This window comes from Streptomyces sp. NPDC059649 (genome assembly GCF_042734445.1).
Taxonomy (GTDB): Bacteria; Actinomycetota; Actinomycetes; order Streptomycetales; family Streptomycetaceae; genus Streptomyces.
This window is the reverse complement of record NZ_JBHWDV010000008.1, coordinates 116,244-129,325: the sequence shown is the minus strand read 5'-3', so window position 1 is coordinate 129,325 and position 13,082 is coordinate 116,244. Positions and strand designations below refer to the sequence as shown.

Annotated in this window: 12 protein-coding genes and 4 pseudogenes; 9 read left to right on the top strand and 7 right to left on the bottom strand. The window is 66.8% G+C overall.

Annotated features, from left to right (window positions below):
• The first annotated feature begins 19 nt into the window (after positions 1 to 19).
• Positions 20 to 748: an alpha/beta hydrolase gene (locus tag ACFV1J_RS13090; RefSeq protein WP_385857389.1), complete on the top strand. Its 729-nt coding sequence runs from the start codon at positions 20 to 22 to the stop codon at positions 746 to 748.
• A gap of 298 nt (positions 749 to 1,046) precedes the next feature.
• Here the strand turns inward: ACFV1J_RS13090 and ACFV1J_RS13085 are convergent, their stop codons facing one another.
• Both ACFV1J_RS13085 and ACFV1J_RS13080 read right to left on the bottom strand, forming a co-directional pair.
• Positions 1,047 to 2,285, bottom strand: a complete 1,239-nt coding sequence (locus ACFV1J_RS13085; RefSeq protein WP_385857388.1) for a nitrate/nitrite transporter — start codon at positions 2,283 to 2,285, stop codon at positions 1,047 to 1,049.
• Between the two features lie 140 nt (positions 2,286 to 2,425).
• Positions 2,426 to 3,388 carry a phytanoyl-CoA dioxygenase family protein gene (locus ACFV1J_RS13080; RefSeq protein WP_385857387.1) on the bottom strand — a complete coding sequence of 321 codons (963 nt, stop codon included), beginning with the start codon at positions 3,386 to 3,388 and terminating at the stop codon, positions 2,426 to 2,428.
• Between ACFV1J_RS13080 and ACFV1J_RS13075 the strand changes: the two genes are divergently transcribed.
• Positions 3,387 to 3,980 carry a 3'-5' exonuclease gene (locus tag ACFV1J_RS13075; RefSeq protein WP_385857386.1) on the top strand — a complete coding sequence of 198 codons (594 nt, stop codon included), beginning with the start codon at positions 3,387 to 3,389 and terminating at the stop codon, positions 3,978 to 3,980. The two genes, ACFV1J_RS13080 and ACFV1J_RS13075, sit on opposite strands and share 2 nt — an antisense overlap.
• 230 nt (positions 3,981 to 4,210) lie before the next feature.
• Here the strand turns inward: ACFV1J_RS13075 and ACFV1J_RS13070 are convergent, their stop codons facing one another.
• Positions 4,211 to 4,693 (bottom strand): ArsR/SmtB family transcription factor, encoded by a 483-nt coding sequence (locus ACFV1J_RS13070; RefSeq protein ID WP_385857385.1) that lies wholly within the window; start codon positions 4,691 to 4,693, stop codon positions 4,211 to 4,213.
• Positions 4,694 to 4,760: 67 nt separating this feature from the next.
• Here ACFV1J_RS13070 and ACFV1J_RS13065 point away from each other — a divergent pair.
• Positions 4,761 to 5,105 (top strand): annotated as a pseudogene (locus ACFV1J_RS13065) (transposase); the annotation flags it as partial.
• Entirely contained in the window at positions 5,102 to 5,545 is a 444-nt protein-coding gene (locus tag ACFV1J_RS13060; protein WP_385857384.1) for a hypothetical protein, read from the top strand. The pseudogene ACFV1J_RS13065 and the gene ACFV1J_RS13060, both read left to right, overlap by 4 nt.
• Positions 5,546 to 5,680: 135 nt before the next feature.
• Here ACFV1J_RS13060 and ACFV1J_RS13055 read toward each other — a convergent pair whose 3' ends face one another.
• The gene (locus tag ACFV1J_RS13055) at positions 5,681 to 6,058 is read right to left on the bottom strand and encodes a winged helix-turn-helix domain-containing protein (protein ID WP_385857383.1); all 378 of its coding nucleotides are present in this window, start codon (positions 6,056 to 6,058) and stop codon (positions 5,681 to 5,683) included.
• Between the two features lie 240 nt (positions 6,059 to 6,298).
• Between ACFV1J_RS13055 and ACFV1J_RS13050 the strand changes: the two genes are divergently transcribed.
• The 4 genes and pseudogenes from ACFV1J_RS13050 (at position 6,299) to ACFV1J_RS13035 (ending at position 9,833) form a co-directional block, all read left to right on the top strand.
• Positions 6,299 to 7,273, top strand: coding sequence for an amidohydrolase family protein (locus tag ACFV1J_RS13050; protein WP_385857382.1), 975 nt, complete (start codon positions 6,299 to 6,301; stop codon positions 7,271 to 7,273).
• 145 nt (positions 7,274 to 7,418) lie between these two features.
• Positions 7,419 to 7,862: an SMI1/KNR4 family protein gene (locus ACFV1J_RS13045; protein ID WP_385857381.1), complete on the top strand. Its 444-nt coding sequence runs from the start codon at positions 7,419 to 7,421 to the stop codon at positions 7,860 to 7,862.
• A gap of 25 nt (positions 7,863 to 7,887) precedes the next feature.
• Positions 7,888 to 8,122 (top strand): annotated as a pseudogene (locus ACFV1J_RS13040) (IS5/IS1182 family transposase); the annotation flags it as partial.
• Positions 8,123 to 8,959: 837 nt separating this feature from the next.
• Positions 8,960 to 9,833, top strand: a pseudogene (locus ACFV1J_RS13035) (IS5 family transposase).
• Between the two features lie 9 nt (positions 9,834 to 9,842).
• Here the strand turns inward: ACFV1J_RS13035 and ACFV1J_RS13030 are convergent.
• A complete protein-coding gene (locus ACFV1J_RS13030) occupies positions 9,843 to 10,304 on the bottom strand; it encodes a MarR family winged helix-turn-helix transcriptional regulator (protein ID WP_385857380.1) in 462 nt (153 codons plus the stop codon).
• A 1,023-nt stretch (positions 10,305 to 11,327) separates the two neighbouring features.
• Here ACFV1J_RS13030 and ACFV1J_RS13025 point away from each other — a divergent pair.
• Positions 11,328 to 11,762 (top strand): VOC family protein, encoded by a 435-nt coding sequence (locus tag ACFV1J_RS13025; protein ID WP_385857379.1) that lies wholly within the window; start codon positions 11,328 to 11,330, stop codon positions 11,760 to 11,762.
• A gap of 594 nt (positions 11,763 to 12,356) precedes the next feature.
• Here the strand turns inward: ACFV1J_RS13025 and ACFV1J_RS13020 are convergent.
• Together ACFV1J_RS13020 and ACFV1J_RS13015 are read right to left on the bottom strand one after the other, a co-directional pair.
• A complete protein-coding gene (locus ACFV1J_RS13020; RefSeq protein ID WP_385857455.1) occupies positions 12,357 to 12,641 on the bottom strand; it encodes a hypothetical protein in 285 nt (94 codons plus the stop codon).
• Between the two features lie 77 nt (positions 12,642 to 12,718).
• Positions 12,719 to 12,997 (bottom strand): annotated as a pseudogene (locus ACFV1J_RS13015) (recombinase family protein); the annotation flags it as partial.
• Positions 12,998 to 13,082 lie beyond the last annotated feature (85 nt).

Below are 13,082 nucleotides of genomic sequence, written 5' to 3'. Positions count from 1 at the left end.
ACTCCCGAAAGGCACGACCATGCGATTCACTTCTGAACGGCGTCTCGACGGCGGCGTCCTCGAGCGCGAATTCACCCTCGGCGAGATCCCCGGCATCCTGTGGACGCCCGCCTCCGCACCGGCGCCGCTGATCCTGCTCAGCCCCCCTCCCCTCGGGCTGCGCAAGACGTACCCCCGACTGGTGGCCCGGGCCCGGCACTCCGCGGCGGACGGCTTCGCCACGGCCACCATCGAGCTCCCCGGAAGCGGCGACCGGCCCCGTTGGCCCGCCGCCGAGCAGGCCCTCGCCGACCTGCGCCGGGCCATGGAGGCCGGCGAGCCGGTCAGCGACGAGATCATCGACGCCCTCATCCTCCCGCTGGTCGACAAGGCGGTCCCGGAATGGCAGGCAGCCTTGGACGCCCTCCTGTCGCTGCCCGACATCGGCGGCCCGGTCGGGTACTCGGGGGGAGTGATCTCCATCGGGACCCGGCTGGCGGTGGTCGAGCCGCGCATCTCGGCCGCCGTTCTGTTCGCTGGGAGTTTCGTGCCTCGCGCCGTGTTCGAGGAGGCCCGCCAGGTCGCCATTCCGCTGCACGTCCTGCTGCAGTGGGACGACGAAGGGAACGACCGGCAGGCGGCCCTGGACCTGTTCGACGCCTTCGGCTCCAAGGAGAAGACGCTGCACGCCAATATGGGCGGGCACACCGGCGTCCCACAGTTCGCGGGGGACGCCGCGGGCCAGTTCTTCGCCCGACACCTGAAGTGACGCCGGGCCGTCAGGCCACCAGCAGACGGTAAGCCGTGTTGGCCAGGATGCTGCTCATCCAGGGACAGGTCCCGGCTCTCCTCGGCTCTCTACACCACGGGCCCCTGCCAGACTCTGGGTAGGGGCCCGCGCTGCCCGAAGCCATGAACTGTTCGATGTCTGCAGAGCTTCGATGCTGCCCAAACTCGTGTGCAGGTGCTGTCGGTTCTCGTGAACAAAGCCAGCCTGGGATGTCTGCGTGGAGGAAAGCGGTACGCCGGTATGGCGAGGCGGCGCCTACGAAACCCTTGCAGCGCGGCTATGGGAGCGGCTGACCCTGCGATCCCGCTCGGCGCCTCCTGAGCAGACGCAAGAGCAGGATGACGCCGAGGGCCTGGAGGAGGAACTGGGTGGCCAGGGCGAGACGGAAGTCTGCAACGCCCGGATCCGCAGAGGTGGCGTGTGCGCGATCGAGGGTGACGCCGATGAGCATCATGGCCAGCAGGGCGGCCGTGTAACCGCCGATGTTTGCGATGCCCGTTGCCGCGCCGACGCGGTGCATCGGGCTGCCGGATCGCGCGATATCCAGGCCGAACACCGCGGCCGGGTTTCCTAGGCCGAGCACGATCGCCAGCAGAAACAGGACGGGCAATGGTGTGTGCGCACCAGGCCAGAGCAGCACGAGTCCCCACATCACCGAAGTGGCACCGACGATGACGAGCACCAGAGGGATGCGCCAGTGGGGGCGGCGGCCGGAGATCACACCGAACACCGGCCCCAGCGCCATGGTCACTACCAAGGGCACGGCCGTCACATAGCTGGCCGTCGTTGCGGACAGCCCTTGGCCCTGCGTCAGGAAGGGGAATCCCCAGAGCAGTACGAAGACTTGGACGGGGAAGTGGACGGTGAACATCAGCCAGAGGCCCACCCGCGTCGTGGGCTGCCGCCACGCCTCGGCCAGCGAAACGCGCAAGGTCTCGCCCGGGGAGCCGCTTCTCCCGGACCGTAGAGCATCAGGAGGTGCGTCGCGCACGCCCAACCATACGGCGACGATCAAGCATGAGGTGGCCAGCGCGACGGAGAAGAAGACGGGCCCCCAGCCGAAGGCCCGCAGTGCGGCGGACAGCGGAGGGGCTGCGGCCAGGCCGCCCGCCGTGCCCACCACGACGGTGACCTGCGCGAGAACGGGGGCGCGGGCAGCGGGGAACCATGCGGCGATCAAGCGCAGTACGCTGAGCATCACCATGGCGTCCCCGCAGCCCAGCAGGGCACGGCCCGCGAGCACAGCGGCGAAGGATGTGCCACCCGCCACCATTGCCTGCCCGCCCGCCATGACCGTCAGGCTGAGGGTGAGCAGCCTCCGCGGCCCGTACCGGTCGACCAGCAGGCCGACCGGTACCTGGGTGGCGGCGAAGACGCCGAGCTGGACCGCGCTGAACAAGGACAGTAGCGTCGCATCGATCCCGAGACGGTCCGCCGCCATGGTGCCCGCAACGCCGAGGCTGCCCCTGTGGAATATGGCCACGATGTACGTCAACGTGCCGGCCGCCCAGGCCACCCACGCCCGGGTGGGGACTCCTGCCGCAGCCCCCCGGCCGCCTGACGGGTTCAGCGCCCGGGAGGCGGTCTCCGGGTTTCCGGTAGGCGCCCCATGCCCCACTTCGAGCTGGCCCCGCCGAGGTTCGCCCGTCGGCGGCATCAGCCCTCGTCCCACGCGCGAACTCCCTGGGAGGCGAGGAGAGCCGCGTGCCCTTGGTCCATCATCACCGTGGTCGCCCCGTGAAGGCCGATCTGCTGCCTTTGGCGAGCCATGTTCGCTCGCGCGAAGTTTCTCGTGCGCTGTGTGTCCCGGCCGAAGGTGACGAAGGCCGAAATCCTCTCGTGCAGCGCGTCGGCATCCGAAGAATCGGGCCCCGGAACCACCGCGCCTGCGTGAGTGATCCGGACGTCGAACACCACGAGATCACCTGCCTCCATCAGCGCCCCGGTGGGATGCGCGGGTTCGAGTTCGGGCCGCAGATGCGAACCGGGGTCCACACGCAGGCAGTTGATGCTCGTCGACTCCTGGAGGTAGATGCCGACCTTGACGACCTCGGGTGGCCCCTGAAAGAGGGATTCAGGCGACTCACCGAAGTAGCCGGAGAGCGGATCCCCCTGGGCCTGGCTACCGCTGTCCTTGTGCCAGCCCTGGGTGAAACCGTGGTGAGCGTCGCTGTGCCCGGTGAAGATGACTTCGCGAACGCCGAGAGCCGATCGAGCGAGGTCCACCACCTGGGGATGTGCATAGAGCCAGGACAGGCCGGGCACGAAGTGCGCCGCAGCCGGCTGTACTTTCGCCCCCTGAAGTGACACGCCATGACCCGTCTGGAAGTGCGTGGCGATCAAGGTCCGAGCGGTGTGGACTTCATCCGCGTCGAGGCGCTGCCGAGCGATGGCCCAGCCCTCTGTGGCGACGCGGTTTGCTAACTCCGCAGGGTGTACACCGGTCGTAGTCAACGAGAACTCCCGTGATGAGACGGATGTGTTCGGACCGCTCCGGTGGAAGCGGAAGAGATATCCTTCGCCGCACATGCCAATGGCGGATGCACGGTGGGCAAACAGGTGACGACGAATCCACGATGAGGCAGCAATCCCGTACATCGGCTGGGAGAGTGCGGCCATGTCTTCCTTCGTTGTGTTCGACCTTGAGTTCACGTCATGGCCCGGTGCGCTGGAGCAGGACTGGGGGGCGCCCGGGCAGCTGCGTGAGGTCGTGCAGATCGGCGCCCTGCGCTTGAGTGAGGACTGCTCGGTCCTCGAGGAGTACGAGACGCTGGTGAGGCCCGTGGTCAACCCGCAACTGTCTCCGTACTTCACCGAACTCACGGGGATCACCCAGGAGTTCATGGACCAGGACGGGGTCCCACCCGCACAGGCACTGGGCGAATTCCTTGGGTTCTGTCAGGGGCAGACCGTACTCTCCTACGGCAACGACATGGTCGTCCTCGGAGAGAACATCGGCTGGGCGCGCGCACGAGGAGAAGAGCTCAAGCACAGCATGCTCGACGCTGCGTTCGTCAACATCCGCCCCTGGGTGAACACCGTGGCCCCAACGACAACCACAGCCAACGTCGGCCGCCTGTGGGACGTGCTCGGCCTGCCCAAACCCGTAGCCGGGCAGGAGCATTCAGCGCTGTTCGACTGCTATTCCTTCGCCACCGCCCTCGCGCACCTGTCCGACCACGGGGCCACCTTGCCGGAGGGGTGCAGGTAGCGTTCAACAGCCCGTGATGATGGATGTCCAACGTCGGCCCGTCGAGTGAACCGCCCCGAGCTCGCAATCGCTCTCCAGCACGGCCTGCTGTCGGCGAACCCGGCAATATGCGGGGGGGGGGCTTTGCGGTGGCTCGCGGCTTGCTGTCGGCGAGGCGTGGTGTGGGGGGCGAGGGTTTGGTTGCGGGGTAGGCGCCGCGCTTGACTGACCATCAGCAGCTCTCCGGCCTGTCATGGCCGCGGCGAGGCCGCGTCCAGAAGAGCACGTCCAGCCTTGGTGAGTTCGTGCGTGGTAGCGCGACCGGCCCGGCTGCTGTCGATCAACCCGGCGTCTCGCAGGATTGCCAGGTGTTCGCTGGCGGTCGGAGGGGTGACGCTCACCAGCCTGGCGACAACGGTTGTCCGTAGGGGAGTGGTGAGTGCGGTCAGGATTCTCGATCGGGTCGTCCCCAGAAGGCGGTCGAGTGACTTCGGGGTGGGAGGTGCCGTCCAGAGGTACCGCCCGGCTGCCGGGTAGTAGATCGCCGGGGTCCAGTGGTCCGAGGTGGTGCACTGGATCCGGTCGGTGATGAACAGTGACGGTATGAGAATGAGTCCTTCAGGGCAGTCGACGTCGATGTCGACGGTCTTCTCGACGGTGATGGTGTCGCCTTCGCACGCAGCGGAAGGGTGTAGGCGGGGAAGGACTGCGCGTAGCCCTTCCCGATCCAGCATCTCGGCACGCAGCGCTTGCCGCGTGATGGGCGTCCGCGCGGACGGCGCCGAGGAACAGATCGCCCTGGCCGACGCCCGGCAGTACGGCGCGAAGTATCCCAAGGCCGTCCAGAAGATCATCGACGACGAGACCGAGCTGCTGGCGTTCTTCGACGTCCCCGCCGAGCACTCGATCCACCTGCGGACCACGAACCCGATCGAGTCCACCTTCGCGACCGTGCGACTGCGGGCGAAGGTGACCAAGGGCGCCGGCAGCAGGGCCGCTGGCTTGGCCATGGTCTTCAAGCTCGGCGAGTCGGCCCAAGCCCGCTGGCGGTCCGTTAACGCACCTCACCTCGTCGCCCTGGTCCGCGCAGGCGCCCGGTTCGAACGCGGCCACCTCGTCGAGCGTCCCCGTACCCTCGCGGCATGATCGATCCAACAACGCTCAATCCGGATCCCTGGACCGCACTGGTAGCCGTGGCGGACGAGGTACGGAGGTATCTGCCTGGACGTGATCCCGAGACGCTGGAGCAGGGACTCGTCCTGATCCCGCTTACAGAAGAGGACTGGGACCGCATCGGTGCGGCCCTGGCGGCCGACCAGGATTCCGCCAATAGCCTGGACTGGTTCATGGCGACCGTCCTGCGCGCGGTCGGCTTCTCCGACTCGTTCACGGGCTCGGTCGCCTTCCTTGAAGTCGAAGGTGACCAGCAGTCGAGTGTGGTGTTCGCCAACCGCGTGGTCACCGCGTCTTTTCCCAAGACAACAGACGGACCTTACGGACCAGTCAACTCCGCCCTACACGGGCTGGGTGCAAAACGCGGGGACCATCGCGACGAGTGCTCCGCAATCGGCATGCCGCTGGGTTGATCCTGGGGGAACGAGAAGGGCGCCCCACCTCGGTGCCCTGCTCCACGCCGATGCCCACCTCAAACCGCCTCCTCGTCGAACGCCCCGAGACCAGGCAGCATGAACGGCCTCGAACCGATCCACAAATCTTGACAATTACTCGGTCGGCCGGCTCGAAGCCGAAGGCATCACCGCCACCGCGCTCCTCGCGGACGTACTCGACCATGACGCACTCACCCAGACCCTTGTCCGCGGCCGCCCCCTCTCTGCCGTCGACCCGCAACGCTGCGGCTGGACCGAACCAGTCCTGCAGGAGATGTGCGAGGCGATCGTCGACGCGAACTGCTGCCCCGCACCCGCCAAACCGCCTACGCGGATGACGCCGTCGGCGTGCAGGCGCCGATACCGGCGGTTGATAGTGCCTTCGGTGAAGCCGAGTGCGGCTGCTGTCGAGGAGGAGGAGGCTCTCGGGGTGACGTGCAACGCACGAATGATTCGCACATCACCGGGCTGGATCGCGTGCGATTCAGACATTGATAGACCTGTCATAGCGGGAATCCCACGTATCGATCTGCCTGGATCACGCCTGCGGCAGCACGGCAAGCAGACTATCTGGACCGCTCGGGTCAGAAAGTGCCTGGTAAGCCCCACCGAGCGGCCCTTGTGGATGGCCTGACGACCAGCAGGCACCGTAAGCGGTTTCATCGCTCGAAACTCCCCATCACCCGTGTCTGATGTGGCCAACACGCAGGCGAACACAAAGGATTGACGGCTGTGCCTCTCATCGCCATCGAAGAACACTGGATCATGCCGGACGTGACGTCCCGCCTCCGAGCTGTTTCGCAGCCTGACGAAAGCCTTGCCTTCAATGAAATGGGAGACAACCAGGAACGTCTGGAGGACCTGGGGGCCGGCCGCATCGCCGCCATGGACGCTCAGGGAATCGACGTGTCCGTCCTCGCCCTGACACCGCCGGGAGTCCAGCCGCTGCCGCCCAGGGAGGCGCTGGCTCTGAGCCGCGCAGCGAACGATATGGCTGCGGCGGCCGTTGCCCGGCACCCGACCCGTTTCCGATCGCTGTCCACTCTCCCCATGTCGTCACCAGAGGACGTCCGGGGCGAGCTGGAAAGAGCTGCGGACATGGGGCATGTAGGCACCATGGTCTATGGCCGATCGGGCGACCTGTTCCTCGACGACCCCGTCTATGACGACTTTTTCTCCGCCGCATCAGAGCTCGGCCAGCCCGTGTTCATCCATCCGCAGCTGCCCTCGATCGCAGTCCGAGACGCCTCATACCGCGGATTCGACCCCGTGACGGACCTCGCCCTCGCCACTTTCGGGTGGGGGTGGCACCTGGACGCCGCAATCGCGGTGCTCCGGCTGATGCTGCGAGGAACGTTCGACCGTCATCCCGACCTTCAAGTTGTGCTCGGCCACTGGGGGGAGATGCTGCTCTTCTGGCTCGACCGAGCTGACAGTCTTGCCCGCATCGCCGGTTTGGAGCGATCCGTATCGGACTACGTCCGGGCAAATTTCTATATCACTACCTCCGGCATGCTCAATCCGGCGTTCCTGCAGCACGTCCTGTCCGTCACCTCCGTCGACAGGTTGATCTTCTCGACGGACTACCCGTTCCAACAGCCGACCAGAGAAGAGATCGCTTCGTTCCTGAATCACTTCTCGTCAGACGCGGAACGCAAGCAGTTCTCGTCGGCCAACGCGGCATCCCTGTACGGCATTGCTGTCTGAGGTCTGTCCCGCATTGCGTTGTGGTCGGTGAGTGGCTGGCTCGGCCGGGGCCGTATGGTTCGTTCAGTGATCAGTCACGCTGGTCGAGTCGCGGGCCTGGCACTTGCCGACGGGCTGTAGCCCGACTCGACCACAAGCCCGACTCGTGGAGGTCGAATCAACCGTGTGGACGGAAGTCGTTGCGGCCCTGCCCGGCACGGCCGCCTTCCAACCCCCCGCCTCGCAGTCGTCACTGACCCGCTGCGCCACGATCCTCGGCCACCCACTTCCTGTGGACCTCGCCGCCCTACTCCGTGAGAGTAATGGCATCGAGGGCGAGTACGGAGACGGGCTCATCTGGTCTGCCGAGCGCATCGCCTCCGAGAACCAGAGCCTTCGCCAGGACGCCGAGCTCGCCTCCCTGTACATGCCGTTCGACCCACTCCTTTTCTTCGCGGACGCAGGCAATGGTGACCTGTTCGCCCTCCTCCCCAGGATCGACAGGCCCGATGTCTTCGTCTGGAACCACGAGGACGACAGCCGCACCTGGGTGGCACCGAGCTTGGCCAAGTACCTCGACTGGTGGCTCACGGGGCATATCAAGCTGTAGCGGGTCACGATGAAATGATCCCGGTGTGACTCGTGTGATCACGGCGTCGGAACAGTCCTGGATACTCCCTTCACAGGGCTGCGCCCGCGCGACTTCCGCAAGCTGATCACGATGCTGCGACGGGTTGGGGCTGACCGAACTCGCCAGGGGCGCACCTGATCACTGCCGCTCGGGACCGAGTGCTCCTGGTAGCGGCGTACTGGCGAGCTAACCTGACGCTGCGGCAACTGGCACCCCGAGGCGGAACCCGCCCAGCGGCGCTTGCCGGAGGCGGCGTACGGCAGGAAGTCCAGCGGCAAGGCCCCCGGCGAGGGGCGGACGACGCAGTCGGACAGCACGGCCAGCGGATACAGGCCCGTCATCTTCGCCGTGGCGCTCCAAGGCCGGCCACCTCTCGCCGTCCTTGTAGTGGCGTCCCTGCGAGCGCTCGCGGAGCTTGCCGACGCCGCTCTTGACGGTCGCCTTGATGGCGCCGAGCACTGCGGCCATGGCCGGGTCGTCGTCCTTGTGCCGCTCCATCGCCGCCAGGAACTCCTGGTCCGACTCAGCAGGATCACGGTGTGCTGTCCCGTCCGTGCCGTCAAGATGGGGTCATGGCAGGGTGGCGGCGCTTCTTGTGGTGGGCATCGGCAGTTCTGGCGGGGCGGTGGCAGTGGGCCTGACCGTACTGGCGGTGGCCGGTGATCTGGACACTGCGGGTCAGGTGGCGAGTGTCGTGGGTGCGATGACGGGTCTGGCCGCGCTAGGGCCTGTTGCGAAAGTGCAGGTCAGCAGCTACTCATTGACAACCGCTGTTGACGGGCCACTCCGTCCGCCACCTGTACAGCCAGAGGGTGTGCCACTGGGCAACCGACAGCTCTACGGGGTCGGCATCCCGAATAGGAGGACGGTTACCAGTATGGTCATCGGAATGGCCAGGGCCACGGCCAGCCCGGCAAGGCAGCCCCAGACGGTCAGTCGAGCACTGGTTCTCGTGTAGTCATCGCTCTTCGGCACACCCATATCCAACAGCGAGAAAACACCGACTCTCTACCTTCAGAGCACGTGGCCCTAGGGTCCGTTGCGAAAGTGGATCAAGGTCGTGGTGATCACCGGCCGTGGGGAGAGGTGATCTGACGAACTGTCAGTGGGACCGGGTTGACTCGCTGTTGCCGATGGGTAAGAAGCCGGGCCGACCGCCAGTGTGGACGCGGCGGCAGCTGATCGAGGGCATACGGTGGCGGACCAGGACCGGCGCGCCGTGGCGCGATCTCCCGGAGCGATAAGGCCCGTGGGACCGGGCCTACGACCTGTTCCGGCGCGGGCAGCGCGATGGCACCTGGCAACGGATCTTCGAGCAGCTTCAAGCCGAGGCCGATGCGAAAGGCCTGATCACATGGGACGTGACCATGGACTCCACGATCGCCCGGGCCCACCAGGCCGGCGCCGGGACGCGTAAAAGGGGGATCTGCGGAAGGAGCCTCCTGGTGGCGTCGGCAGCGAACCCGGCGACCACGGCCTCGGGCGCTCGCGCGGTGGGCTGACAACGAAGCTTCACCTGGCGGTCGAGCAGGGGCAGAAGCCGCTGTCCCTGCTCGTCACCGCCGGTCAGCGGCACGACAGCCCGCAGTTCCAGCCCGTCCTGGAGGGCATCCGTGTGCTCCGTATCGGCCCGGGTCGGCCGCGGAACAAGCCGGACAAGGTCCGCGCCGATAGGGCGTACGGCTCCTGCACGAACCGCGCCTACCTGCGCTGACGCGGCATCCGCTGCACCATTCGGAGAAGGCCGACCAGATCCGCAACCGCAAGAAACTCGGCTTCCGCGGCGGTCGCCCGCCCAAGTTCGACGAGGCCGACCACGAAGAGCGCCATGCGGTTGGATGCGGGATCAATCGGCTCAAGCGCCACCGCGCGGTGGCAACGAGCTACGACAAGCTTGCCGTTCGCTACGAGGTGACCGTGCTGGTCGCGGCCATCAACGAATGGCTGTGACCAGCACCTTCACAACTGCCTCTGGGCGAGGTTGTCGGTGACGCGCTGGAGCACGGAGACCGCAGTCGCGTACTCCTCCTCCGTGATGTCGCCGAGGAGCTCCGCGCGCACCCGGTCCATGTGTTCCTTCGCCGTCGCCAGGCCCTCGCGGCCCTGCTCCGTGAGGGTCAGTCGGCCGTCCGCGCCGATGTCGAGCCAGCCCCGGTGTACGAGGGCGTCGGCGGCGTGGACCATCACCTGGGTGCCCATGCCGTAGGGCACAGCCAAGGCGCGGATCTCCTCCCTGGTGAGGCCGTGCTCAGCTCGAACGATGTTGTTGAGCGCCCACCACTGGGGCTGGGCCATGTCGATGCGTGCCAGGGCGGCCTGTGAGTGCCGCAGGATCGCCTCGGTGGCGCCCCAGGCGGCCAGGGCGATGGGCCGCTGGCCGAGCGTGGTGGTGCCATTCTGTGGGGTGCTTACGGTCGTCATGATCGCCAAACTAGGACCTCAAGTCTGGTTGAGGTCAAGGCTGGTTCAGATCATCATGGCTGCGACGGTGCAGCGCCAGTGGGTGAACATGCGGGGATATCGCCGGGGATCTCCTGCATTTTCGCGATGGCTTTCCGTTCAGCCGCGAGTCGTTCGCACTTCTGGCGGGATCAAGGCAACGATCCCCGTTCCGGCGGGCCGAGTCCGCAACCGTCAGAAGCTCCTGCGCGGTGGCGCTGCCGCCATGAGATGCGAGCAACTGCCGTGCGTCAGTCGCAGTCCTCAACGAGCGGCTGCAACCAGCACCTTCGCAACAGACCCTGGAAGGCGGGTGCGAGTCCCTGGCGATCGTCTGGGGAGCCAACGCCACGGGTGGCACGATGAGTTGGGGCGACGGGTTGGGTTCGTGCAGGGTGACAGGCGGCAGATTCAGACGCGGTGCTGGGTAGCGCGGACGCGGAGGAACCGCTGACCTGCGGCGATGAAGCACGCCACCTACACCGCCTTCCGCGGGGTCGGACGGGCCATCCGCACCATCCAATAAGGTCGATCCGGGGGACCTGGCGCAGGTCTCGCCGTACCTCACCGAGCACATGCGCCGCTTATGACCGACGCCAGCGAGACTGCGACGGCGGGCCGCCGGCAGGGCAGCGGTCCGCGGCAGTCCGGGCGGCAACGGGTGGTGATCAGGAGACGAGCTTCCCTGCTCGGCAAACGGCTCGATCACCGCCCACGATTCATCAGTCAGCTCATGTCGACGCACCACGAACAGAGCAACGCGCCAACCACTTTGTGGACACGACCTAAGGGTTGCCCCGCAACTGATCTTGGCCTGAAGGTTGTTGGTCAGGACTGGATCCTGGGGACCACTGGGGCGCTCCGCCGCCACGGTCGTGTCGTTCTCGTGGACTGTCCGGTTTGACCACTTGGTGCCCAAGGAGGTCCAGGATGCGACGGGTGACGGGCGGATCCGACCTGGGAAATGAGCGGCAGGGTCCCCCTGGTACGCGGTACGGTGCGCCGATGTCAGCGATCAAGAAGTTCCAAGTCACCTTTGACTGTGCTGAACCTGAGCGCCTCGCTCGCTTCTGGTGTGAAGTGTTGGGGTATGTCGTACCGCCGCCACCGGAGGGGTTCGCCACCTGGGACGATTTCAACCGCACTCTGCCTCCTGAGAAGCAGGGGTCATGGTTCGCCTGCAGTGATCCCTCAGGCGTGGGCCCCCGCCTGTACTTCCAGCGCGTCCCCGAAGGCAAGATCGTTAAGAATCGGGTGCATCTCGACGTCCGGGTCGGCACCGGGCTCGTGGGGGACGAGCGACTCGCTACGCTCGAAGCCGAGTGCGCACGTCTGGTCGCGCTTGGTGCGACCCATGTGCAAACGCTGTACGCCGATGAGGAAAACGAGTCGTGCATCCCGATGCTGGACATCGAGGGCAACGAGTTCTGTATCGACTGAACATTCTCCGAGCCGGGAGACGGGAGCCACCTCCCTGAGTGTCAGCCAGAGTCGTGGGCCTCGCAAGTGGACGGAGCAGTGCTGACGGCGTGACTGCAGCCGGCCCCACACTCCGTTCTGGACCAGATCAGGAAACAGCAGTGGGCGGTTGACTTCGAGACCCGAAGGGGGAACGGCCGCCGAGCAGTCCGTCACGGTCCGGCTTCACGTTGCCCGTCCATGCCGCAGAGGGGTTCTGGGGGCTTCACGCCCGTTGGGGTGCCTTCCCCCTGACGCAGCTCGACTTCCAGGCGCTTGCGGGTCGGCAGGCGGCCACGCTGGTGCGGGTCGCGCAGCGGTCGGGGCCGAGCTGCGTCAGGGGGGAGGCGAGGCCGATCGTGGGGAGGGCGGTGTAGCCGCCGTGGAGACCGCACGAAGCCGGGTGCGCAGTGAGCGGAAGCGGTCACGTCGGCGCCCGTCACCCGCCCGGCCATCTGGGAGGACGCGCCGAAGAGCTCCCGGACCGCCTCCAACGGAGGTGAGTGAGTCCTCGTCCGGGTGTGAGTAGTTGAGGTACTAGAAAGGGCCGCTGAGATTGATCCTGCTCGGAGCCGTCTACCGCTCGGGCGCATTGAGCTGACCAGGAACGGCGCCGGCACGCAGCTCGCGTAGGTCCGGGATGTGGGGGTAGAGCGCGCCCGGGGAGACGCCCAGCTGCTTCGCGATCGAGGTGATCGAGCGGCCCGGGTCGGGCGACGGGTCGCGGGCGGCGCGGATGATCTCCTCCGTGGCGACGCCGGGGCATCCGCCGACGCGGCCGCGGGTCCGGGCTGAGAGGAGGCTCTCCTCGGTGCCGATGACGATGAGTTCGCGGACGAACTCGGCGAGCGCGGCGAACACATGGAAGACGAGGCTGCCGCCGGGGTGGTGGTGGCGAGGTTCTCGTGCAGCGAGGTGAAGCCGATGCGGCGCTCGCGCAGCTCGGCGACCATGTTGATGAGGTCCCGGAGGCTACGGCCGTAGCGGTCGAGCGAGGGGACCACGAGCGTGTCGCCCGTGTCGAGGAACGCGTGGCACGCCTTGAGTTCAGGGTGGAGCGCGTCCTTGCCGGACTTCTTGTCCGCGAAGGTCTTCCGGCACGCGGCAGCGGTGAGTGCGTCGAGCGGCCGCTCCAGCGTCTGCGTCTGCCCGCCGGTCGACGCCCGGGCGTAGCCGATTTTGATCTCGGTGCGGACGAGCGGCTCGGCGACGAGCACGCCCGTGCCGTCAGGTGGGGGCTTTGACGGAAGGTTGCGCGTGCCGGACAGCAGATTCTGGGAGCCCGCGCGAAATCCCCTTGCC

Excerpts from the sequence above, each read along its gene's own strand:
- ACFV1J_RS13025 (WP_385857379.1), top strand. The coding sequence starts at position 11,328 with ATGTCAGCGATCAAGAAGTTCCAAGTCACCTTTGACTGTGCTGAACCT.
- ACFV1J_RS13080 (WP_385857387.1), bottom strand. The coding sequence starts at position 3,388 with ATGGCCGCACTCTCCCAGCCGATGTACGGGATTGCTGCCTCATCGTGG.
- ACFV1J_RS13090 (WP_385857389.1), top strand. The coding sequence starts at position 20 with ATGCGATTCACTTCTGAACGGCGTCTCGACGGCGGCGTCCTCGAGCGC.
- ACFV1J_RS13060 (WP_385857384.1), top strand. The coding sequence starts at position 5,102 with ATGATCGATCCAACAACGCTCAATCCGGATCCCTGGACCGCACTGGTA.
- ACFV1J_RS13070 (WP_385857385.1), bottom strand. The coding sequence starts at position 4,693 with ATGCTGGATCGGGAAGGGCTACGCGCAGTCCTTCCCCGCCTACACCCT.
- ACFV1J_RS13055 (WP_385857383.1), bottom strand. The coding sequence starts at position 6,058 with ATGTCTGAATCGCACGCGATCCAGCCCGGTGATGTGCGAATCATTCGT.
- ACFV1J_RS13075 (WP_385857386.1), top strand. The coding sequence starts at position 3,387 with ATGTCTTCCTTCGTTGTGTTCGACCTTGAGTTCACGTCATGGCCCGGT.
- ACFV1J_RS13030 (WP_385857380.1), bottom strand. The coding sequence starts at position 10,304 with ATGACGACCGTAAGCACCCCACAGAATGGCACCACCACGCTCGGCCAG.